The sequence below is a fragment of the Rhodococcus sp. MT28 genome, from assembly GCF_058792695.1.
This window is the reverse complement of record NZ_JBXAFD010000004.1, coordinates 77365-99090: the sequence shown is the minus strand read 5'-3', so window position 1 is coordinate 99090 and position 21726 is coordinate 77365. Positions and strand designations below refer to the sequence as shown.

The following is a 21726-nucleotide window of genomic DNA, read 5'->3' as shown; positions in this document are numbered from 1 at the left end:
GCCTGTGATCGAGTGTTCGGTGATCGGGTGCCTGCGTGCTTCTTACTTACTTGTTGGCTTCCACCCTGTCGAGGTGCAGCAGAACCTGTACTGCGACGGTTGAGCCGTCGAGGCTGCGCCTGGTTGCGCCGGCGATGCGTTCGGCCGAAGCGGTGAATCCGGCGACGTCGATCGACGGATCTGCAGTGACGACAATCGACAGCGTCGGCAGTCCGCGATCGACCGTCGCTTTGCTCTTGGTGCTCCGCACGCCGGTCAGCTGAGCGAGTTCGGCCGCTACGCCGTCTGCGACGGGTCCGAGATCCACGCTGACGTCGGTACCGGATTCGTTGTGCCGCAATGTGACTGCGCTTGTGCGGCGCCGGCGAAGGTTCAGGTACAACAGCCCGAAACCGGCGAAGACACAGAGGACGAAGGTGCCCGACAGTACCCAGTGCCACCACGGCTCCTCCGGAAGGCCGAAGAGGACCTCCCGATCGAGGCGTGACACCCAGGTTCGAATCAGCGACGCGCCCGCGTCCCACGCGATGGCGTATGCGCCCGCTGCAAGCAACGCGATTCCGACGATGAGGACGATGATCCGATCGACCACGGAGATCCAACGGTTCACGAGGCGTCCTTTCGTCGTACTACAGTTTCTCGCACGACAACCGAAAGTTGCAGTGGCCGCTGCAGTATCGCGAGATGAGGCCGAACCGCCGCGTCGACGGCTGCGGCAAGTTCAGCTCGATCGCCACCGGTCGATTCGATGTGGACCTTGACGTGTTTACGGTCGACGCTGGTGTGAGCCGAGCCGACGCCGGGAACGACCGCTGCGTGGCTACTGCACAGACGTGCAATGTCAGTCGGCCGCATCCACACCGTCGATGCGCTCGGGTTCCCGAGTGGGACATGGGTTTTCGCACGGCGTTTGATCGCCGACATTATCAGGACAACACCCGCGACAACGGCAGCGATTGCCACCGGAAGTAGCCACGGTTGCCAGTGCAGACGAGACGTCCACTCCACGGAGTTTCGGATCCAGGGTGCCGATTCGAAAGTTCCACGGTTGATGAACCATTCGCGCGAGACGACGAAGGCGAGTGCGAGTAGACCACACGCGATGACGACGGCCGAAACCGCGGCCGCCGGGTTCGCAGAGGGGACCCGCGGCGGAATCGGATCCGAGAGTGCCTGCTGTGCCGGGCCCTCCGCGATCTCGACGCCGGAAACACAGGAGTCGTCAGAACCCTCGGTTGCCGCGATCATCACGTTCATGTCGTGGAGTGGAAGCCCGGTCAGCGATTCGACGCTGCGTCCGACTTCCGTTCGCACCCGGCCGGTCAACTCGGTGACCGAACACGGCCAGGACACGGCGAGGAAGAGATTGATGGCGACGGCGTCGCTACCCATCGAGATGTCGGCTCGCGGAAGGTCGCGTCCTGTCAGGCGAGTCAAGCCACCGGACTGGCGGACCACCCCCGGGACGTTCACCGCTGCGGCCGTGGCGATCTTGGCCATCGCACGGTCCTTGATGACCAAGGAGCCGCGTAGGCCAGGATCGTCCGCTGCGCTGGGATCGGACGGCTCAGCCACGGCCACGGCTTCGGAGGATCGCGCCGAGGTCGAGATGTCCGTCGCGGTGTGCTCCGATCGCCATACCGGCGGCGCCGAGCAGGACTGCGAAGACGAAACCGCTGAACCCACCCATGATTCCGGCGAGTGCGAGGAGCAGACCGACCAGCAGTCCGACGGTGGTGCTGTTCATGTCAGTTCCCTTCTCGAATGTTCGGTGCAATGTCTGTGACGGTGGCAGGCTCGGTGACTGCATTTTCGGAATCAACGGGTAGATATCCCGCTGTCGACAGGTCGCCGACGGTCACGTTCACCGGTACGTCGACCAATCTCGCCACCACCGCTCGTACGCGTTCGGCGACGCTGCGAACGTCTGCCGGATAGTGAACGGAAATGTGTACAGCACAGGAGTTTTCGTCGACGACGACGCCGGTGATGCGGCGTCCGGGGAGGTAGGTTCCCACTTCGCCGAACTGTCCTCCGTGCAGATCTGCCACTTCCGGGATGGCAAGAACCGCGTCGGCGACTACCTCGGCCGCGTCGATCTCGCGGCCGGCGTCGGCGGTACTCACTGAACCCTCGGCTTGGCTTCCGGATCGGTACTGCCGCCGCTCTCTGCATCCTCGAAGAGCATGACGTCGAAGACGGTGATGTTGACCTCGGTGACCTCGAGACCCGTCATGCTTTCCACTGCGGCAATGACGTTGCGGCGGATACCTACCGCCAGTTCGTGGAGTGCGACGCCGTACTCGGCGACAATGCCGATGTCGATGGCGGCTTGTTTCTCGCCTACCTCCACCGCCACGCCCTGGGCATGGTTGACGCGGGCGCCCGGTATGCGGTCGCGAAGTGCCCCCACCGCACGCGCTGTGCCCCCGCCGACGTCGTACACGCCGTTGATCTCGCGGGTCGCGATACCGGCGATCTTGGCGACCACGGCGTCGGCGATGATCGTCTTACCCTGGGTGCTGACTAGTTCCGCGCCACCGTCGGCGCCGAATCGGACGCTGTTCTTTTCACTGGAATCGCTGGTCATGGGGGCTCCCTGCTCATGTGTCAGTGCGTGCGTCTGAAGTACCTCCAACTGTAGTGACTGGTAGGTGACCATGCGGGATGCACCACACCTACTCCGGCATTTGGTATGGCAGAGTCGGAGGTAAATAGTGACGGCGTTCATAGTGAGCGCTGCAAGTGACGTGGGTCGGACAGGGTGGTACGTGGTGGCACGGATAGTGATCGTGGGTGCGGGTTTGTCGGGACTGCGGACCGTCGAGGAACTGCGACGAGCTGGTTTCGAAGGTGAATTGACGCTCGCGGGTGGGGAAACGCATCTGCCCTACGACAGGCCTCCGTTGTCGAAGGAAGTGATCCGCGGCGACAAGGACGAGACGACCTTGCGTCCGGCCGAGTTCTACGTCGAGAACAAGGTCGATCTCAAGCTCGGTTCGCCGGCAACCTCGGTGGACACGGTCGCCAAGTCGGTGGCGTTCGCCGACGGATCCACCCTGGACTACCACGAGTTGGTCATCGCGACCGGACTGACTCCGCGTCGCATCGCCGGCCTTCCGGAGTTGTCCGGAGTGCACGTTCTGCGCTCCATCGAGGAAGCGTTGGCCCTCCGCGCCGACCTTGCTCCCGGTAAGCGTGCGCTGATCGTCGGGGCCGGCTTCATCGGCTGCGAACTGGCCGCGAGCATGAAGTCTCACGGCGTCGACGTCGTGTTGCTCGAACCACAGCCGACGCCGCTGGCGTCGGTGCTCGGCCCCACCGTCGGCGCCCTCGTCGAACGTCTGCATCGGAACGAGGGCATCGACGTCCGAGTTGGTACGGGCTTGACCTCGCTGTCCGGCGACGGAGCGGTTGCCGCTGCGACCTTGAGCGACGGTTCGGAAATCCCGGTCGACGTGGTCGCGATCGGAGTCGGTTCGGTGCCGGTCACGGGATGGCTCGACGGTTCGGGGATCGAACTCGACAACGGAGTGCTCTGCGACGGCGTCGGCCGCACCAGCACCGAACACGTCTGGGCGGTCGGCGACGTCGCGTCCTGGCAGATCGGAGATCGACGCAAGCGTGTCGAACACTGGACCAATGCTGGGGACCAGGCCAAGATCCTGGCGGGAGCGATCACCGGAACGGGTGATCCGGACGCGCCGGCGCAGGTTCCGTACTTCTGGAGCGATCAGTACGACGTCAAGATCCAGGCATTGGGGACCGTCGCACCCACGGACACCGTTCACATCGTGAAGGACGACGGCCGAAAGTTCGTCGCCTACTACGAGCGCGACGGTGTGCTGGCAGCTGTCGTCGGCGGCGGTAGCGCGGGAGCTGTGATGAAGATGCGCGCGAAGATCGCAGCCGGCACGCCCATCTCGGACGTGTTGGAGTCCACACCGGCCTGAACGGATGAGGCAGGACCGGTTCCGAGACGATAGATTTGTGCGGTGATCGTTGCACTCATCGACTCGGGACTGGGCCTGCTCCCTACCTCTGCGTGGCTCAGACGCCTGCGCCCGGATCTCGATCTTGTGCTGTCCCTCGATCCGGACGGCGCCCCCTGGGGGCCCAAGCCCGAGGAGTGGGTCGTCGACCGGGTACTCGGTGCGGTGCGCCGGAGCCTCGATCGTGGGGCTCAGGTCATCGTTCTTCCATGCAATACCGCGAGCGTCACCGCTCTCCCACACGTCCGTGAACTGGTCGGACCGGGTGTGCCGGTCATCGGAACGGTGCCCGCGATCAAGCCCGCGGCCGCCGCGTGCGATTCAGTGGCGATCTGGGCTACCGCCGCGACGACTGCCAGCCGGTACCAAGCCGATCTGATCGAACAGTTCGGCAACGGCGCCAAAGTCGTCGGGGTGCCGTGCCACGGCCTGGCCGATTCGATAGACCTCGGTGATCGTGCAGCCGCACTTGCAGCCATCGAATCCGCAGTGGCCCGGACGCCGGACGACGTCAACGGCGTTGTCCTCGGCTGCACGCACTACCCACTGCTCGCGGACGAAATCGCAGCGCGGCTACCCGCCGGTGTCACACTCTTCGACAGTGCCGAAGCCGTTGCACGACAGACCCTGCGGCGGATCGACGGGCTCGGTGACGCGGGTGAAGGATCGGGAACCGTCGAGGTTTTCGTGAGTGGACGTCCGGGCGCGCTACCGCCCAGCGCCGAAGCCTTCGACGCCGGGCGGTTGTTGGGCGCGATCAAAGCCTGATCCAACCTGTATTCAGCCATTCATCAACGGGCAGCTACTCCGCTCTGTCAATGGGCGGCTACGCCGCTCCGTCAATGGGCGGCTACGCCGCCGTGACCCCCGTGATGCATCCGCGCACTCATCACCGGCATCGCACTCACCGCGACCACAACGGTCAGGACCCCGACCACCCAGGCCGTCCACGACGCACCGCGTAGAGAGTCGAAGCTCATGACCCAGGGTGAAATGAACATCAAGACGCCGAAAACGCCCATCGCGTAATCCGCCATGGCCATGTCCGGACGTGCCATGTGCGCCAGACCCGACAGTGCAACCAGGACACCCAGGACGACGAGTGACCACATTGCCCGATCGGTGGTGTCGAGCCACATCGGCGAGAGAGCCGCAAAGACGCCGAGAACCACCGCGACGGCATCTTGCATTCGATTCCACGACTTCATGACGAGACCTCCAAAGACGAGAGTGTGTCCACCTGTAGTACACGCCCGCGGCAGATCGAGATCAACTCTCCGCCAATTGCATTCGCGTTGCAGTTAGAGGCGATGTGGCGGCTCGAATATCAAGATTTGTGACTATTCGTCCGGATTGCCACGAGCCCGCGCGGAGCGCTGGCCGCGATATGTCCCGAGAGTGCCATGAGGGTGAGAGTGGTGAATGCGATAGCGGCGGTGATCATGGGTGGTCCTTTCACTGACTGTCCTCGAGTGTCGTCTGCCGACCTGTGGCCGAGCAGGGCACACGGTGTGAGGACGCTGAGAGAATCGAAGAGTCCGCACAGACGACCCGTGAGAAGGTTCTGGGGTGACGCAATCGAGTGCCCAGGACGTGATCGAACAGTTGGCCGACCTCGCGGATCCCGCGGATGCCGTCCAGCTACAGAAGTTCTTCAAGACAGCGCCGGGGGAGTACGGCGAGGGTGACGTCTTCATCGGCGTGCGAGTACCGAAGACGCGTTCGGTGGTGAAGAAGCATGTCGGTCTCGAGTTGCCTCAGGTACGCCTCCTTCTCGACAGCGACGTCCACGAGCATCGCTTGGCCGGTCTGTTGATCCTTGTTGCTCGATTCGAAAAGGTCAGTCGCCCAAAATTTTTCGACGACGAGAGTCGCTCCCGCATCGCCGACTTCTATCTCAGCGCTGTCGAGGACGGGCGGGTGAACAATTGGGATCTCGTGGATTCGTCCGCCGGACAGATCCTCGGCGGCTGGCTGTACGACCGAGATCGCCGGCTGATCTTCGAGCTTTCCGATTCGGGTGACCTGTGGCGACGACGGGTGGCGCTGCTGACGACGTACGGATTCATCACTCGCGGCGACGGGTCGACCACGCTCGAGCTTGCCGCGCAGGTGCTGGGTGATCGACGAGACTTGACCCAGAAAGCGATGGGCTGGATGCTCCGCGAGGTGGGCAAGCGGGTGGACCGGGATTTGTTGACCGGTTTCCTCGGGAAGAATGCAGCAGACATGGGACGCACGGCACTGAGCTACGCGTGCGAACACCTGACCGCAGACGAGCGAGCGCACTTCCGGGCGGCCCGCTAGCGAAGTACCGCTCGGTAGGTTGTGGGACGATTCTCAGTATGCCCGCCACCCGTGTCGAGGCGTCTCGAATTGTGACGATCGGTTCACTGATCGCTGCCGGCGTCGCAGCTCTGTGTTATCTCGTGTACTCCGTTCGAGCCGTCGAACCCGTTGATTTTCTCGTCTACCGCTACGCTGCCCAGGCGTTCGCAGCGGGATCGAACATCTACGAGGGCAATCTGTCCGGCCCGTTGATCGTCGACGAGGGCATGCCGTTCACCTACACCCCATTCGCGGTGATCTTCCTCTGGCCGACTGTCCTCTTCGACTGGTGGACTGCCTATCTGCTGTGGTCGGGATTGTGCATCGCGGCGTTGGTGTGGACGGTTGCGAGGTTCACTCCCGCTCGCGTCCCCAGGCGGCCGCTCGTCATGGCGGCATTGGTCCTGGCCGTGTCGGTGACTCCCATCGTCAGTGCGCACATCTCATTCGGCCAGGTGAACTTGGTGCTGATGGTGCTCGTACTGCTCGACGTGACTCGCCGAGAGGATTCGAGATTCGGCCGGTGGTTTCCGCGAGGACTGCTGATCGGCGTCGCGGCCGCGATCAAGCTGACTCCGGCTCTCTTCATCGTCTACTTCGTCGTCACGAAGCAGTGGCGACTCGCGATCTGGAGTTCGATCGGATTTGCCGCGGCGACCGCCGTCGCAGCAGTGGTGGACCCGGCCGTCAGCTGGACCTTCTGGTCGGACGTCGTCTGGAACCTCAGCGACCGGGTGGATTTGAGCGGGCAGGCGATCGCGAGTGCCGGCAACAGTTCGCTGCAGGGCGGACTTGCCGCGCTGGGCCCATGGACAGCGTCTCTGGCGATGCCGTCGACCGTGCTGTGCGCGGGGGTAGCGCTATGGATCGCCCGAGATGTCTATCGCGTCGGGCGAGCGGTCGATGCGGCGTTGGTGATCGGATTGAGCGCGCCGATTCTTTCGCCGATCAGCTGGATTCACCACTGGGTGTATCTCGTGCCTGCTGCCGTCACGGTTCTCTTTCGGCTTCGATCGCCGCTGCAGTTCGGTGCGGCCGCTCTGGGGTTGGCCATCGTCTACTGCGGGCCGAGTATGGGACAGCAGTTCATCGAGACGTCACCGCTCCTGCTGCCGTTCGGGTTGCTCCTTCGTGAGGGTTTCCTGATCGTGACCCTCGCACTGATTCTTGCGCTGTGGAGGTTGCCCACAACGGCGCCTGCGTGGGTTTCGCGGCGGGACTCGGAAGATGACTCGGGAGACTCCGAACATGACGAAGCCCCCGATTCCGCAGGGAATCAGGGGCCGTCATGCATCGAAGCAGGGTTCAGAACTCGATCTTCAGGTGATCGGTGATCGGCTTCGCCTGGCAACCGAGGATGTAGCCGTTCGCCACGTCCTCGGCGTCGAGGATTTCGGAGTTGTCCATCTGAACTTCGCCTTCGGTGACGGTGCAGGCACACGACCCGCACTCGCCTTCCTGGCAGGAGTACGGCACGTCGAGGCCCTTGGCGAGCATGATGTCGACGAGCGTCTGCTTGCGCGGCCAGACGAGGGTGTGGGTTTCACCGTCCAGTTCGACCTCGACGGTTGCGGCGTCGGCTGCTTCCTCGTCGGAGACCTCGGCTACCTCGACGTCACGGAACGGGTCGCCCGCGAGTGAATTGAAGACCTCGGCGTGAACCTGCGTGCGGGGCATGCCGGCCTCTGCCAGTGCCTTGTGGACGGCGTCCATGAAGGGTCCTGGACCGCACATGAAGGCCTCGTACGCGACAAATGGCTTGGCCAGTGTCGCCAACTGTGAGACGGCGGGGAGTCCCTGCACGGTTTCGATCCAGTGGACAACGGTGAGGCGGCCGGGGTGTTGCGCTGCCAATTCGCGAAGTTCGGCGCCGAAGATGACGGACTTCTCGTCGCGATTCGCGTAGATCAGCACGACGTTGCCGCTGCCCTGCGTGAGGGCGGACTTGAGGATCGAGATCACCGGAGTGATACCGCTGCCTGCACCGAAGAGCAGGAAGTCGTGATCGAGCGACTTGGGCGTGAAGACACCTGACGGCGGCAGCACTTCGATGGTGTCGCCGACCTGGAGTTTGTCGCACAACCAGTTGGAGCCGTAGCCGTCGACGGTTCGCTTGACGGTCACCTTGGGGGCGTCGTCGGTGAAGGGTGAACTGGCCAGCGAGTAGCAGCGTGCGACCGAGCCGGTCTGATCACTCGGGATGCGCAGGGTCAGGAATTGACCTGGCTTGTAGTCGAACTTGTCCTTCAGTTCTGCGGGAATCTCGAACACCAGCGACCGGGCGTCGGAAGTCTCTTCGATGACTCCGGACACGGTGAGTACCGCCGATCGCGAGCTGTGCGGTACCTCGACTGTCGTCATCGCGAAGCTAGTCCTCTCGTGAAGCTGGGTAAAGCGCAGGTCAGTGAAGTGCAACATCTAGAACGTGTTCTAGTTCAATGTTAGCAGTGATGAAAAGCTACTGGGGATCGTAGTCGCCGAGCAACACGTTCCCGATCAGCGGGAACCACGGCGGTCTGATCCAGCCGTCCTGGCAGTCCGGGGTGGCGTCGACCTGCCCGAACGGGCGGTTCGTGAGCGGCGTCCGGGCGGTTGAGCTGCCGAAGTCTGTGCACGGGCTGTTTGTCGGTACACAGTGGGAACCAGGTGAGACGCCGGTCACAAAGATTCGGCTCGAATCCCTCCCGCAGTCACATTCGTGCACATCCCTGAGGAGATACCGATGGCTATCGAGCTCAACCAGATCTGGGACTTTCCCATCAAGGAGTTCCACCCCTTCCCTCGCGCCCTGATGGGTGTGGGCGCTCACGACATCATCGGGGTGGAGGCCAAGAACCTCGGCTTCAAGCGCACCCTTCTGATGACGACCGGTCTGCGCGGTTCGGGCATCATCGAGGAACTCGTCGGCAAGATCGAGTACCAGGGTGTCGAGGTCGTGCTCTACGACAAGGTCGAGTCGAATCCCAAGGACTACAACGTCATGGAGGCCGCGGCTCTCTACCAGAAGGAGAAGTGCGACTCGATCATCTCGATCGGCGGTGGTTCGAGCCACGACGCCGCCAAGGGCGCTCGCGTCGTGATCGCACACGACGGTCGCAACATCAACGAGTTCGAGGGCTTCGCCAAGTCCACCAACAAGGAGAACCCGCCCCATATCGCCGTATCCACCACGGCCGGAACGGGTTCCGAGACGTCGTGGGCGTACGTCATCACCGACACGTCGGACATGAACAACCCGCACAAGTGGGTGGGCTTCGACGAGGCGACCATCGTCACCCTGGCGATTGACGATCCGCTGCTCTACTACACCTGCCCTCAGCATTTCACCGCGTACTGCGGCTTCGACGTACTCGCGCACGGCAGTGAGCCTTTCGTGTCTCGTCTCGATTTCGCGCCTTCGCTCGGTAACGCGATCTACTCGGTCGAGTTGGTCGCGAAGAACCTGCGCGAGGCCGTCTTCGAGCCTCGCAACCTCAAGGCCCGCGAGGGAATGATGAACGCGCAGTACATTGCCGGGCAGGCCTTCAACTCCGGTGGCCTCGGCATCGTTCACTCGATCTCGCACGCGGTCAGTGCCTTCTTCGACAGCCACCACGGTCTGAACAACGCCATCGCGTTGCCGCGTGTGTGGGAGTACAACCTGCCTTCGCGCTACGAGCGCTACGCCCAGTTGGCCGGCGCACTCGGTGTCGACACTCGCAACCTCACCACGGTTCAGGCCGCAGATGCTGCCGTCGAGGCTGCCATCCGTCTGGCCAAGGACGTCGGTATCCCCGACAACTTCGGTCAAGTTCGCACCGACTCGTACGCGAAGAACCAGATGAACACCAAGAAGTACGAGGGCCGTGGTGATGTCATCAAGGGTGACGAGAAGACTGTGCGCGCCATCTCCGAGCACATTCAGGACGACTGGTGCACCCCGGGCAATCCCCGTGAGGTGACCGTGGAGTCGATGATCCCGGTTGTCGATCACGCGATCAACAAGTCGTACTTCTAGCAGGGCCTTCGGCCCCGTGCGCCTTTTTGGTAGCCCGCACTACCAAAAAGGCGCACATGGGCTGTGCCCCTATCGAAAGGTATTCCATGTCCGGTCGCAGTTTCTCCAGCGGAATCGAAGTGAAAGATGCTCTGCGAGAGCAGGACTACATTGCCGATGACGAGTTCGCGGTAGTCGTTCATCTGGCGACGGCGTTGGGGCGTCCGCTCCTGCTCGAAGGTCCGGCCGGTGTCGGCAAGACGGAACTGGCGAAGTCTCTGGCTGCGATCGGGGGCCGCAAACTGGTGCGATTGCAGTGCTACGAAGGGCTGGACGACAATCGCGCCCTGTACGAATGGGACTACGCGAAGCAACTCCTGCACGTGCAGATGCTCCGCGACCGGATCAGCGATCAGGTTTCCGAATTCGACAGCGTCGCCGAAGCGTCCAAGTTTCTGGCCGATCAGGATTTCGGTTTGTACTCCGAGAACTTCCTGTCCGTACGACCGCTGCTCGAAGCAATCCTCTCACCCGATCCGGTAGTGCTTCTGGTCGACGAGGTAGACCGCACCGAGGAATCGATGGAAGCACTGCTCCTCGAAATTCTCGCCGAACAGCAGATCACCATTCCCGAGGTCGGTACGTTCGTTGCCCGCTCGCAGCCCTGGGTCATCCTGACGTCCAACGACACCCGCGAGCTCTCACCCGCACTCAAGCGTCGTTGTCTGCATTACCATCTCGGCTATCCGACATCGGAGCGTGAACGCGAGATCGTCACGGCCCGAGCGCCGGAGGTGGATTCGGCTACGGCCACCGAGGTTGTCGAATTGGCTCGCATCTTGCGTGATCTCCCGCTGCGCAAGAGCCCGTCCATCTCGGAGGTCATCGACGCGGCCAGAGCGGCAACAGTGCTCGCGGCCGGCGGATTCGACACCGCTTCCGACGCCAAGGTGCGCGACATCCTGCTCACGGCGTTGCTCAAGTACTCGTCCGATGTGACGCTGGCCAAGGAACGATTCGACGGAAAGCGTCTCGAATCACCGTCGCGTGACGGCGGCGAGCCGATCGAGCGGTCCACGGTGGCAAGCAAACCCGCCAACACGACGACGGCCGTGTTCCGGGGCACGGGTGGACGTGACCCTCATCAACAGGGAATCCGCGGCGGCAGCGGAATCCGTTCGACGCGATGACGACGCTCGGTGGCCTTGCCGTGTGGCAACCGTCGTTTGTTCTCGACGTGGTGTCCGCGAGTTTCGGCCGATTGCTGAGGGCGGCCGGAGTTTCCGCGTCACCGGCCGAGGTCATCGAGGTTCGGCGTGTTCTCGCGATGGTCGGCGCTTCGGATCGTGAGACGTTGCGAGCATGTCTTCGGGCAGTGTGCGCCAAGTACTCTCACGAGCAGGCCGGTTTCGATCGGGCGTTCGACGCCCTGTTCCGGCCGGCCGCAGGCAAAGCGCACGGCGAGCGGATGGGTTCGCGCGCCGAGGTGGCGGACGGTCTACCTACCGCGCTGGGGATCGACGAGGATCAAGAAGTTGGTCGGTACGCCGAGTACAACGAGCGTGCGGCCGAGGTCGGCGACTACTTCGACACTCCGGAAGCGGAGAAGGGCTTCAACCCGCACAAGGACGACGACGATGTGTCGATGACGTCGAGCGATGCCGAACTGTCGGTCGATACCGGTTCGGAGACCGGTCGACGCGGAGTCAGTTACACGGTCGACGTGGACCGTGCAGCATCGGCGGTGGTCGGTGACCTGAGCACCAGTGTTGCTGCAGCAGTGGTCGGCTCGCTGTCCTGGGACGATCCGACGTCGATCCTCGCCTGGTTGGATGCCTACGACCCGAGCAAAGCGTATGCAGAGGTCTCCGACGACGGGCCGTTGACGCAAGCACAATTGAACCGGCTCGTCGAGGCGGTCGAAGCGTTCGTGCAAGCACTCTCGGCAGCTGCACTCGCCGAAACCGCTCCCGATGCGCCCGACAGTGAATCTGCCGCGGGCGCAACGCACAACGACATCGAACTCGCGTGCCACGAAGTGCTTCGGCGGATGAGAGGACCGTCCAGACCTCGGCCCCGTGAGCGCTCTCGTGGGCATCTCGACATGCGGCGCACGGTGCGTTCGAGCCTGCGCACCGACGGGATACCCTTCCATCTCGTCGTGAAAGCTCCTCGCCCCGATCGTGTTCGACTACTTCTCATCGCCGACGTGTCGCTGTCCGTGCGCCCTATCACCGCGTTCACTCTGCGCTTGGCTCAGGCAATGCATCGCCGAGCAGATCGTTGTGAAGTCCTCGCCTTCGTCGATCGTCCGGTCGACGTGACCGACACCCTTCTCGCCAGTAGTGGTGACGGCGCACTGGCCGCGGTACTCGCGCACCCGGGTCTGGATCTGGAAGCCAGCAGCGATTACGGGCGGGTGCTCACAGAATTGTTGGACGAGCACGGAAACACCTTGAACTCACGGACGTCTGTCATCATCGTGGGCGACGGTCGGTGCAACGGGTTGCCCCCGCAGGCGGACAAGCTCGAGGAACTCCGCCGAAAGGTCCACCGTCTGGCATGGATCACGCCTGAACCACAGCGTTACTGGAACCAGGCGTCGTGCGCGATGCCGGAGTATTCGGAGATCTGCGACGAGGTTGTTGTTGCCCGAGATGCCGCGCAACTGATGGCAAAGGCCGCCGAGCTGGGGCACGCACTTCGCTGATGTCAGTGCACTTCACCGATGTCACTGCGCGATCTGTCGTGAACTAGTTTGATCTCATGTCCGAAATCAGGGGATCGATCTGGCGACCGATCGCGGCGCTGACAGTGCTCGGCGCCGTGTGTGGGGTTGTGGCGCTCGGCGTGTTTCAGTGGTGGTGGAAGTCGTTGGCGTCACCGCACATTCTCACCGGAGGATCCTATCGGGAGCCGTTTTCCGAACCGACATACACCGGACCCATATTCATGGACCTCTTTCCGGCAGAACCTGCCCCGTGGTTGTACTCGGGACTGGTCCTCGGACCGACTGTGGTCGGCTTGCTCGCCGGGATCGTGTTCGTGGTCTTCGTCCGGTGTAATCGTGCGCAGAACCGCGCGAGTACACCGGACGAATCATCAGAGCGCTAGCAACGCGCGCGAGCGCAGGCGGGGGTCTGCCAACGGACGTAGCGCCAAGCGCAGCAGGACCAAGACGTTGTCGTCGCCGGCAATCCTGTTGACTTTCAACGTATTGCACTCGACACACTGGTGAACGAGCATCCATTCACCGTCTTGACGGACCGACAGGCACAGCGCCGCCATGGCACCTCGGCACTGTTGTGCTCGGTCGCCCGGAACGCGACCGTCCACGTGGCGGCTGGCCAGACAGTTCGGGCAGTGGTTCCGATGAGCGGTACCCGGCGCCGCAGTGGAGATGTCCAAACGGCATGTGAGACAACGGAAGCTCGATCCTTGTTCTCCGCCGATTCCGTGCAGTACGTGCTTGGCCCGTTGCGGTGCCCGCCGCGCGCGGGTGCTGGGATTCCTACGTGGCATCTGATTCCCCCTCACAAGTCGCCGAAGGCTTCGAGCGGGAAGGGCGGTTGCGCGAGCGGTCGCACTGCCATTCTCATCAACAACAACTGGTTGTCGTCTCGGCTGACGGGGTTGGAGGTGAGCTCGAGGCACTGTGCGCAGCGGTGGATGATCATCCAATCGCCACTGCGCAGTACTGCGATCGAAATGGGAGCCATCCGCATTCCGCAGTCCGACGGTCCACCTTCCACCTGGTCGAACAGGTGTCGGGAATGCAGGCAACTGGGGCAGTGGTTTCGGCGATCACCATCGGGGCCGTACGTCATGACTGTGAGTCCGCACTGAATGCACGAGAAGGTGTCGGTTTTCGAGATGGAATTGTGTGATTGAGGCACTGGAGAACTCCTAGCTGAGTGAACAAAGCAGTAGGAGCAGGCCGAGGGGGCCTCGCGGCTGTCAGTCCGACGTTTCGAGGATCAGCATGTGACCCTCGAGGTTGCCGGCAGTGCAGGGGCGAGAGGCGCGCTCGGCGCGGGCTGGGTCATAAACACCTTCTGAATCGGTTCTACGGGCCACTCTGGCCGCAACCGAAAGTACAGCGGGACCTTCCCGCCGCGCCATTCATTTTCCCGAGACGCCTTACCTGCCCGAACGGGTAGGTAAGCGCCTCTCCTTCGGTGGGTGTGCCCCGACTGCTGTCCGCGTAGGCTCGGGGCCAGCGATTGTAAGGTGGATCACACCAGTTTGTGCACGTGGGAGTTGATGCGCTGAGAGCGACGGATACGAAATCCCGACCGGAGATCTCAGAGCAGCGAGAGGAGAGTGGGGTCGTGTCCGTGGCATACCCGGATGCTGTGAACCACGGTGTTCATCGCCGCGGCACTGCTGCTCGACTGGTCAAATTTCACGCCCCCGAGATCGTCTTCGGTATCGGTTCCCTGGTCGAGGCAGCACACGCGACTCTGAGGTTCGGCGGGTTCCGGCCATTCCTGGTCACCGATCCCGGTCTGATCGACGCGGGGTGGGTCAGCGAACTCGAAGACCATCTCACGGAGCAGGGATTGACGGCGACGGTGTGGTCAGGGCTGACGCCCAATCCCAAGGACTTCGAGATCGCGGCCGGTTTCGAGGTGTACCAGGAAGGCGAGTGTGACGTCATCATCGCGCTCGGCGGCGGTTCGGTCATCGACGCGGCTAAGGGTGTAGCCGTCCTCGCTGCCAACGGTGGCAACATACTCGACTACGAGGGGGTAGATCAGGCGACCAAACCGATCCCGCCTTTGGTGATGGTTCCCACCACGTCCGGCACGGGCGCGGACGTGTCGCAGTTCTGCATCGTCACGGACACGACCCGCGGCACCAAGATCACCATCATCGGCCGGGCGCTGGTTCCCGATGTGACGGTCATCGATCCGCGGTTGCTCACGACGATGCCCGAGTGGCTCAATGCGGCAACAGGATTGGACGCACTGACGCACGGAATCGAAGCCTTCGTCTCACTGGCGCACAATCCGTTGACCGATCATCACGCGCTCCGCGCTGTCGGCCTCGTGACCGAGAATCTGGTGCACACGATCCAGGACCCGATGGAGATGGAAGCTCGATCGGTGATGGCGCAGGCGAGCCTCGAGGCCGGGTTGGCGTTCACCAACGCGATACTCGGAGCCGCGCACGCCATGAGCCATCAGGTGGGCGGCATGCTCGACCTTCCGCACGGCGTCATCAACGGAATTCTCTTGCCCCACGTCATCCGGTTCAATTCCACCACGGACGCCGCCCCCTTTGTCGCCATCGCTGCGGCACTGAGTCTTCCCGAGCAACGCGGCACCCCGGAGGAAGCAGCGCTGGCGGTGGCCGACCGGGTCGAGCGTCTCGCCCGGGAGGTCGGTGTGCCGAAGGGGCTGGGGGAGTTGGGTGTTCGCGAGGAAGACCTGAGTAGGCTCGCCAGCTTCGCGTTGCTCGACGCCTGCATGTCCACCAATCCCAGGGAAGCGACGCAGGAACAGATGGTGGCGTTGTTCCGAGGTGCCTTGTGAAGATGGACGCTGTGAAGAGGGACGCTGTGAATTGGTGCAGGCGATGACCGCGGACCTGTCCCGGCTCACCGGATTACGATCGGGTAAGAGTTCGTTCTACCCGCAGTATCGCGGTGCGGCCGAGCGCCTCGAACGCGTCGTGCATGCCTTGGAGTTGATCTCGCGGGCTTTGGTGCGCACCGTCGAGGGGCCGGAAACCCTCGTCTGCGCGGTCGCGGAAGCTGCCCGTGCGCATCTGAGTGCCAACTGGATTGTCTTCGCCTTGGCTGACGGAACTTTGCCCGACGCCGGACCACGGCGACTGGTTCTCGGCCCGGACGCCACCCCTTTTCTGGTCGACAATGTGGAGGGACCGCCACTTCCGGAGGATGTCGTCGAATGCCTCGACGACATCCGGTACGGAAGAATCGAATCCAACTCGGTGATCGACGCGCACTACGCGTTTGTGCCGATCGTGCTCGGTGGCGGCGTGGTAGGTGCCTTTGCAGCCTGGACGCCGGCCAACCGAACCCTCGACACGACGGACGGAGCCGTGCTCAGCATTCTGGCCAGCCAGACTGCTGTGGCTCTGCAGAATTCGGCGCTCTATCAGCGCGGACAACTACTGCTCGAGCGTGCCGAAGATGCGTATGCGGAGGCCAATCGTACTGCAGCCGACCTTGCGGTGCGCAACAGCGAATTGGAGTCCACTCAGCGTCAACTCGGAGTGGCGCACCGGCACCAAGTGGTCGACGACGAACGTCACCGGATCGCCCGCGAACTGCACGACAGTGTGACACAGGCGGTGTTGTCGGCCGGCATGCAGATCGAGGTCTGCCGGAGCGACATCCCGGAGGCTGAACGCAGTGAAAGACTGGACTTGGCAAAGGATTTGACCAGGAGGGCGGTCGAGCAGCTTCGTTCGGCGATCTACGCGCTCAATCATTCGTCGGACGCGGACCGGACGTCGTTGCCCGAGATGCTCGAGCAACTCGGCGTGGTTCACATGCCGGACGAGTTGGCGGTGAGCGTTCGCGTCGGCGGTACCCCGACCGAACTTCCGGGCGATGCCGAACACGCTCTTCTCCGGATCGCGGGGGAAGCTCTCTTCAATGCAGCGGTCCATGCTCACGCGAATCGGGCGGTGCTACGTCTGACCTATCGGGCGGACTCCGTGTTGCTGTCGGTCTCCGACGACGGTGACGGCGACCCTGCGCGAATGCGTCTGATCCTCAAACTCGCAGCCACCAACGACGTCGACGGCCGCCATCGCGGTCTCGCGAACATGCAGGCGCGAACACTCGAGTTGGGTGGTGCGCTCGAAGTACGGCGCGCGCGGATCGGTGGGATTCAGATTCTCGTGCGACTACCACTGCCGTTCGACTCGGGCATGGAAAACCTTTGCTCCACAACTGAAATCGAGAGCGAGGAATCATGACCACTGCGCGTCCCGTCATCACCCGCGGAGCATCGCCGGTTCAGGGATTGGTTCGAATCGTCCTGGTCGACGACCATGCAATTCTGCGGCAAGGGCTCCGCTCGGTTCTCGAGCGCGAAAGCGATCTCGAGATCGTGGGGGAGGCTTCGTCCCTCGCCGAGGCACTCGCCGTGGTCGACAAGGTCGGCCCGGACATCGTCCTGATGGATCTCAAACTCTCCGCCAGTTCCGACTACGAGGGACTGACCCTGTGTGGCCAGCTGTCCTCGGCGCATCCCGGCCTCGGACTGTTGGTTCTCACCACGTTTCTCGACGATCAACTGGTGGTGCGAGCGGTGCACGCGGGTGCTCGCGGCTATGTCGTCAAAGACGTCGACACCACCGAATTGGTGCGTGCGATCAGGGCGGTCTCGCGGGGTGAGAGTGCGTTCGATTCGCGCAGCGCGTCAGCTGTCGTGCGATCGCTCAACGGGCAGTCGTCGTCGAAAGAACGATTGACCGATCGCGAACTCGAAGTGCTCAGACTCCTCGCAAACGGCTTGTCCAACATCAAAATCGGTGAGAGATTGTTCATCTCACCGACCACCGTCAAGTTTCACGTCAGCAACATCATGCGCAAACTCGAGGTGAGCCGTCGAGCAGAGGCCGTCTACGCCGCGAGTAAGCAAGGTCTGATCTAGCTCTGCTCGGAGACCGTCCAGGCGCGCAGCGCTTGATGCTGTACGAGGAGCACGCTCGAACGAGTTGTGCGCAGAGTCGACGCGGTCATCTCGGCAGTCAGACCCACTGCGATTCGTAGTACCAGAACCTCACGTTGGTCGTCGGTCAGGCGACGCGGGCGTTTGAATTGTCCGTCGATGTTGCGTGACTGGGGAATTGACGCAATTCGTCGAGAGGCCAACTCGTACGCGAAGGTCTCGATGCGTGTGTCGGCCGAGATCGTGTCGGACATTCGTGTGACGACGTCCAGGGTGCATTGGTGGGCGAGATCGTCGGCGAATGTCGCGACGGGCGTCCCGAGGAGTCTGGCGCGATAGTAGAGAACGACGCGAGGGTGCAACCGGGCCAGTAGTTTCGACAGTGCATGGTGATCACCGGCGAATGCCTCGGCGGCGGTGCGATTCAGGGAAATCGATCGTTCACAGGTTTCGGGTGAAGCGGTACGCGCGAAGGGTGGAGTCGGTGAAGTGTTCGCGCCCCTGATCGACAGCTTCATCAGCAACTCCTCGATTACACCGCACCTGACCATGCTGGAACGAGAATTGAGGTACCCCGCCGAAATTGCGGGTAAACCTGAAGTTACCTGCCAGGTGTCCGGTCTTTTCGCCGGGAGCGCCAGTCCGCGAGCATTCGCGGCATTTCCGCGGCCATGAAGTCGAAGAAGTCGCGCAGATCGGCCATACGATCGCCGGCGGTTGTTCCTTCACCGAGGATTCGTATGCCCTCGTCCGCAACTGCCGAGACCTGGTAGAGCGAGGACTGTTTCGTGACAAACGCGTCGGCCCACATGTCGACGCTGACGCAGTAGTGCTGACGCCGCGATCCGGGGACGGCCACACGCTCGATCAATCCGACTTGCTGGAGGTATCTGACGGCTCCGGAAATGGCGGCGGGGCTCACTCCCAACCGAGATCCGAGATCTCCTGGCGTGGACGAGGGTGTCTCGCTGGTCATCAACGCGGCCCAGACGCGGGCGGGCATCGGCGGAAAACCCATGTCGCTCAGTACGAGTGAGAGTCGCTCGACATAGTGTCGGCTCTCGTCCGGTGCAACGGTGTGGCTGGTGTCGGTCATCGGAACCCTTCGATCTTTCCGTCTTTTCTATCTTCACACATTTGTGAAATCGGCGTACGGTCAAATTCATGGGTGCGGCAATTTCAGTGAAAAGCCTCGTCAAGACCTTCGGTACCACCCGCGCGCTGGACGGCCTCGACCTCGACGTCTCGACGGGTGAAGTGCACGGATTCCTGGGGCCGAACGGTTCCGGAAAGTCCACCACTATTCGGGTGCTCCTCGGCCTGCTCCGCTCGGACTCCGGAGACGCAACCGTTCTCGGCGGCGATCCGTGGCGAGACGCTGTTACTTTGCATCGACGTCTCGCCTATGTGCCTGGCGACGTGAATCTGTGGCCCAACCTCACCGGCGGTGAGGCTATCGATCTGTTGGCGGGCCTGCGCGGTGGCTTGGACCGAAAACGCCGCAGCGAGTTGCTCGATCGCTTCGAATTGGACCCGACCAAGAAGGCGCGTACGTACTCGAAAGGTAACCGGCAGAAGGTTGCACTCGTGGCCGCGTTCTCGTCCGACGTCGACCTTTACGTCCTCGACGAACCCACATCGGGGCTCGACCCGTTGATGGAGGCGGTATTCCAGGACTGCGTCGAGGAGGTGGCTCACGCCGGAAAGACGGTACTGCTGTCGAGCCATATCCTCGCCGAGGTCGAAGCGCTGTGCGATCGTGTGAGCATCATCCGCGACGGGCGGACGGTGGAAGAGGGAACACTGTCCGAACTCAGGCATCTCACGCGCACGTCCGTCGCGGCGGAGACGCAGCGTCCGATCGGTGGACTCGACGGACTCGGCGGTGTCCACGACGCGGTGATCGACGGTAACCACGTCACCTGCGAAGTCGACAGCGCGCAACTCGGACCACTCATGACGTACTTGGTCGGATTCGGAATCGTGGCGCTCACTTCCACTCCGCCGACTCTCGAAGAACTTTTCTTGCGGCATTACGGTGACGAACGGGCCAGGGAGACTTCGGTACACCTGCGAGCCGAGACCGGAGTACGGCCGTGACCGTTGTTGTCGAGGCCGCTCCACCGGTACCGGCCTCGGCAAGTCAATTCACCGGCACACGCCGACTGGTTCGGCTGGCTTTGCGGCGGGACCGAATTCAGCTCTCCGTGTGGGTTATCTCCATCGTCTTGTTCATGCTGCTGGTTGTCGCCAGTGTGACCGGGCTGTACTCGACACCCGAGGAATTACGAAACATCGCAGTCAGTTCCGCGGTATCGCCGGTCGCGCTGGCGACCAACGGGATCGTGTCCGGTGATTCGCAGGGCGCGATAGTCGCCAGTCAGTCGGTGCTCGTGTTCGCGTTGGTGGCCGCATTGATGAGCACCCTTGCGGTGGTTCGCCATACGCGACAGAACGAGGAGACCGGCCGAGCCGAGATGATCGGTGCAGCGGTGGTAGGTCGACGAGCGCTCCTGACCTCCGCATTGATCGTAACGGTCGGTGCGAACGTCGTTCTTGCACTGGGAATTGCACTGGGATCGATCGCCGTCGGTTTGCCTGTCGTCGGTTCGTTCGCGTTGGGCGCCTCGATAGGTGGGACCGGAATCGCGTTTGCCGGAGTGGCAGCCGTGACGGCGCAGATCACCGACGGTGCTCGTACGGCCAACGGCCTGGCGGGTGCCGCGATCGGCGTTGCGTTCATGCTGCGCGCGATCGGCGACGTGAACAGTACGGTCGTCGACGACGGAACTCGCGTGGTCAGTGGCTGGTTGTCGTGGCTCTCGCCGATCGGATGGGCACAACAGATCAGACCTTTCGACGACGACGCCTGGTGGATCCTGTTGTTGCTGATCGGATTCGCGGCTGTGCACGTGGTGGTGGCTTTTGTTCTCATCGGCCATCGCGATCAGGGAGCGGGACTCGTTCAGCCCCGACCCGGCCCGCCAGTCGCGGCATCGTGGCTACCGTCGGCTTGGGGCCTGGCGTGGCGCATGCAGCGAATGACGATGTTCTGGTGGATCTTTGCCGTTGTCATACTCGGGTTCGCGTACGGCGCTGTGGGCAACGAGATCGACGCGATGGTGGGATCGTCGCAGCAGACCGCGGAGATGTTCGAGAAACTTGGCGGCGGCGGATCGGATCTGGTGGATTCCTACTTGGCCACTGCTCTGGGGCTCACGTCGATAGTCATCGCGGCGTATTCGGTCCAGAGTCTTCTCCGGATGCGGGGCGAGGAAACTTCGGGACGGCTCGAACCGTTGCTGGCAACGTCTTTGTCGCGGTGGAGGTGGATGCTTTCCCACCTGGGTGTGGTTGTGGGCGGCGTGATCCTCGCGCACGTCTTGATGGGTGCCTTCACCGGATTTGCCTTCGGGCTCGTCACGGACGACATCGGCGGCAACACACTTCGCATGACTGGCGCCGCGTTGGCCTATCTGCCTGCGGTGCTCGTAGTCGTGGGGTTGGTGTCGTTGGCTTTCGGACTGTTTCCGACGTACGCGTCGGCGCTCTCCTGGGTAATCTTGGCGGCATGCATCGTGCTCGGGCAACTCGGCACGTTGCTGAAGCTTCCGCAGGTAGTGCTGGATCTGTCGCCCTACACTCACGTGCCGGGTGCCCCTGCCGAGCCGGTGACAGTTCTGCCACTGCTGGCAATGATCGTTGTGGCAGTGGTGCTTTCGACAGCATCGCTTGTTGCGTTCCGTCGTCGCGACCTCCAGGTGTAGGAGAGCTGAAA

Annotated in this window: 24 protein-coding genes; 13 read left to right on the top strand and 11 right to left on the bottom strand. The window is 62.7% G+C overall.

Annotated elements, in window-relative coordinates; genetic code table 11:
- Positions 1 to 46 precede the first annotated feature (46 nt).
- The 5 genes from AC1Q6C_RS16790 to AC1Q6C_RS16770 are packed head-to-tail and all read right to left on the bottom strand — an operon-like array spanning position 47 to position 2590.
- Positions 47 to 610, bottom strand: a complete 564-nt coding sequence (locus tag AC1Q6C_RS16790; protein WP_042921019.1) for a hypothetical protein — start codon at positions 608 to 610, stop codon at positions 47 to 49.
- A complete protein-coding gene (locus tag AC1Q6C_RS16785) occupies positions 607 to 1581 on the bottom strand; it encodes an Asp23/Gls24 family envelope stress response protein (RefSeq protein WP_007728390.1) in 975 nt (324 codons plus the stop codon). The genes AC1Q6C_RS16790 and AC1Q6C_RS16785 overlap by 4 nt, the downstream gene beginning before the upstream one ends.
- Positions 1568 to 1747 (bottom strand): hypothetical protein, encoded by a 180-nt coding sequence (locus tag AC1Q6C_RS16780; protein WP_003942043.1) that lies wholly within the window; start codon positions 1745 to 1747, stop codon positions 1568 to 1570. Before AC1Q6C_RS16780 ends, AC1Q6C_RS16785 begins: the two co-directional genes overlap by 14 nt.
- Before the next feature lies 1 nt (position 1748).
- Positions 1749 to 2126 (bottom strand): hypothetical protein, encoded by a 378-nt coding sequence (locus AC1Q6C_RS16775; RefSeq protein ID WP_003941945.1) that lies wholly within the window; start codon positions 2124 to 2126, stop codon positions 1749 to 1751.
- Complete coding sequence (locus AC1Q6C_RS16770) at positions 2123 to 2590, bottom strand: Asp23/Gls24 family envelope stress response protein (protein ID WP_003941912.1); 468 nt, start codon at positions 2588 to 2590, stop codon at positions 2123 to 2125. Before AC1Q6C_RS16770 ends, AC1Q6C_RS16775 begins: the two co-directional genes overlap by 4 nt.
- A gap of 184 nt (positions 2591 to 2774) precedes the next feature.
- On the opposite strand from AC1Q6C_RS16770, the gene AC1Q6C_RS16765 reads away from it, so the two are divergent.
- Positions 2775 to 3953, top strand: coding sequence for an NAD(P)/FAD-dependent oxidoreductase (locus AC1Q6C_RS16765; protein WP_080726736.1), 1179 nt, complete (start codon positions 2775 to 2777; stop codon positions 3951 to 3953).
- A gap of 42 nt (positions 3954 to 3995) precedes the next feature.
- Positions 3996 to 4760 carry a glutamate racemase gene (locus AC1Q6C_RS16760; protein WP_042921015.1) on the top strand — a complete coding sequence of 255 codons (765 nt, stop codon included), beginning with the start codon at positions 3996 to 3998 and terminating at the stop codon, positions 4758 to 4760.
- Positions 4761 to 4831: 71 nt separating this feature from the next.
- On the opposite strand, the gene AC1Q6C_RS16755 is transcribed toward AC1Q6C_RS16760, so the two are convergent.
- Positions 4832 to 5200: an SPW repeat domain-containing protein gene (locus tag AC1Q6C_RS16755; RefSeq protein WP_116057009.1), complete on the bottom strand. Its 369-nt coding sequence runs from the start codon at positions 5198 to 5200 to the stop codon at positions 4832 to 4834.
- A gap of 361 nt (positions 5201 to 5561) precedes the next feature.
- Between AC1Q6C_RS16755 and AC1Q6C_RS16750 the strand changes: the two genes are divergently transcribed.
- On the top strand, positions 5562 to 6299 hold the full coding sequence (locus tag AC1Q6C_RS16750; protein ID WP_230359651.1) for a DNA alkylation repair protein: 738 nt from the start codon (positions 5562 to 5564) through the stop codon (positions 6297 to 6299).
- A 38-nt stretch (positions 6300 to 6337) separates the two neighbouring features.
- The gene (locus AC1Q6C_RS16745) at positions 6338 to 7654 is read left to right on the top strand and encodes a glycosyltransferase 87 family protein (protein ID WP_230359652.1); all 1317 of its coding nucleotides are present in this window, start codon (positions 6338 to 6340) and stop codon (positions 7652 to 7654) included.
- Here the strand turns inward: AC1Q6C_RS16745 and AC1Q6C_RS16740 are convergent.
- A complete protein-coding gene (locus AC1Q6C_RS16740) occupies positions 7626 to 8681 on the bottom strand; it encodes a ferredoxin--NADP reductase (RefSeq protein WP_003941851.1) in 1056 nt (351 codons plus the stop codon). The two genes, AC1Q6C_RS16745 and AC1Q6C_RS16740, sit on opposite strands and share 29 nt — an antisense overlap.
- 361 nt (positions 8682 to 9042) lie before the next feature.
- Between AC1Q6C_RS16740 and mdo the strand changes: the two genes are divergently transcribed.
- From mdo to AC1Q6C_RS16720, 4 genes are all read left to right on the top strand, one after another.
- Positions 9043 to 10317 carry an NDMA-dependent methanol dehydrogenase gene (gene mdo / locus AC1Q6C_RS16735; protein WP_003942095.1) on the top strand — a complete coding sequence of 425 codons (1275 nt, stop codon included), beginning with the start codon at positions 9043 to 9045 and terminating at the stop codon, positions 10315 to 10317.
- An 86-nt stretch (positions 10318 to 10403) separates the two neighbouring features.
- A complete protein-coding gene (locus tag AC1Q6C_RS16730) occupies positions 10404 to 11486 on the top strand; it encodes a MadB family AAA-type ATPase (protein WP_063314739.1) in 1083 nt (360 codons plus the stop codon).
- A complete protein-coding gene (gene madC, locus AC1Q6C_RS16725; RefSeq protein ID WP_054187806.1) occupies positions 11483 to 13006 on the top strand; it encodes a MadC family VWA domain-containing protein in 1524 nt (507 codons plus the stop codon). The genes AC1Q6C_RS16730 and madC overlap by 4 nt, the downstream gene beginning before the upstream one ends.
- Before the next feature lie 56 nt (positions 13007 to 13062).
- The gene (locus AC1Q6C_RS16720; RefSeq protein ID WP_054187805.1) at positions 13063 to 13410 is read left to right on the top strand and encodes a hypothetical protein; all 348 of its coding nucleotides are present in this window, start codon (positions 13063 to 13065) and stop codon (positions 13408 to 13410) included.
- Here AC1Q6C_RS16720 and AC1Q6C_RS16715 read toward each other — a convergent pair.
- Both AC1Q6C_RS16715 and AC1Q6C_RS16710 read right to left on the bottom strand, forming a co-directional pair.
- Positions 13399 to 13818: an RNHCP domain-containing protein gene (locus tag AC1Q6C_RS16715; protein WP_054187804.1), complete on the bottom strand. Its 420-nt coding sequence runs from the start codon at positions 13816 to 13818 to the stop codon at positions 13399 to 13401. The genes AC1Q6C_RS16720 and AC1Q6C_RS16715 overlap by 12 nt on opposite strands.
- A gap of 11 nt (positions 13819 to 13829) precedes the next feature.
- The gene (locus tag AC1Q6C_RS16710; protein ID WP_003941922.1) at positions 13830 to 14192 is read right to left on the bottom strand and encodes an RNHCP domain-containing protein; all 363 of its coding nucleotides are present in this window, start codon (positions 14190 to 14192) and stop codon (positions 13830 to 13832) included.
- A gap of 435 nt (positions 14193 to 14627) precedes the next feature.
- Here AC1Q6C_RS16710 and AC1Q6C_RS16705 point away from each other — a divergent pair, with 435 nt between their 5' ends.
- From AC1Q6C_RS16705 to AC1Q6C_RS16695, 3 genes are read left to right on the top strand one after another with little or no spacing between them, the layout of a single operon-like run.
- On the top strand, positions 14628 to 15833 hold the full coding sequence (locus tag AC1Q6C_RS16705; RefSeq protein ID WP_003942060.1) for an iron-containing alcohol dehydrogenase: 1206 nt from the start codon (positions 14628 to 14630) through the stop codon (positions 15831 to 15833).
- Positions 15834 to 15876: 43 nt separating this feature from the next.
- Positions 15877 to 17250, top strand: a complete 1374-nt coding sequence (locus AC1Q6C_RS16700; protein WP_003941844.1) for a MadS family sensor histidine kinase — start codon at positions 15877 to 15879, stop codon at positions 17248 to 17250.
- A complete protein-coding gene (locus tag AC1Q6C_RS16695) occupies positions 17247 to 17930 on the top strand; it encodes a MadR family response regulator transcription factor (RefSeq protein WP_003942005.1) in 684 nt (227 codons plus the stop codon). Before AC1Q6C_RS16700 ends, AC1Q6C_RS16695 begins: the two co-directional genes overlap by 4 nt.
- On the opposite strand, the gene AC1Q6C_RS16690 is transcribed toward AC1Q6C_RS16695, so the two are convergent.
- A complete protein-coding gene (locus tag AC1Q6C_RS16690) occupies positions 17927 to 18466 on the bottom strand; it encodes an RNA polymerase subunit sigma (RefSeq protein ID WP_230359653.1) in 540 nt (179 codons plus the stop codon). The genes AC1Q6C_RS16695 and AC1Q6C_RS16690 overlap by 4 nt on opposite strands.
- Before the next feature lie 83 nt (positions 18467 to 18549).
- The gene (locus AC1Q6C_RS16685; protein ID WP_230359654.1) at positions 18550 to 19044 is read right to left on the bottom strand and encodes a GbsR/MarR family transcriptional regulator; all 495 of its coding nucleotides are present in this window, start codon (positions 19042 to 19044) and stop codon (positions 18550 to 18552) included.
- 68 nt (positions 19045 to 19112) lie between these two features.
- Between AC1Q6C_RS16685 and AC1Q6C_RS16680 the strand changes: the two genes are divergently transcribed.
- Both AC1Q6C_RS16680 and AC1Q6C_RS16675 read left to right on the top strand, forming a co-directional pair.
- A complete protein-coding gene (locus AC1Q6C_RS16680; RefSeq protein WP_003942009.1) occupies positions 19113 to 20048 on the top strand; it encodes an ABC transporter ATP-binding protein in 936 nt (311 codons plus the stop codon).
- A complete protein-coding gene (locus AC1Q6C_RS16675; protein WP_230359655.1) occupies positions 20045 to 21715 on the top strand; it encodes an ABC transporter permease in 1671 nt (556 codons plus the stop codon). Before AC1Q6C_RS16680 ends, AC1Q6C_RS16675 begins: the two co-directional genes overlap by 4 nt.
- Positions 21716 to 21726 lie beyond the last annotated feature (11 nt).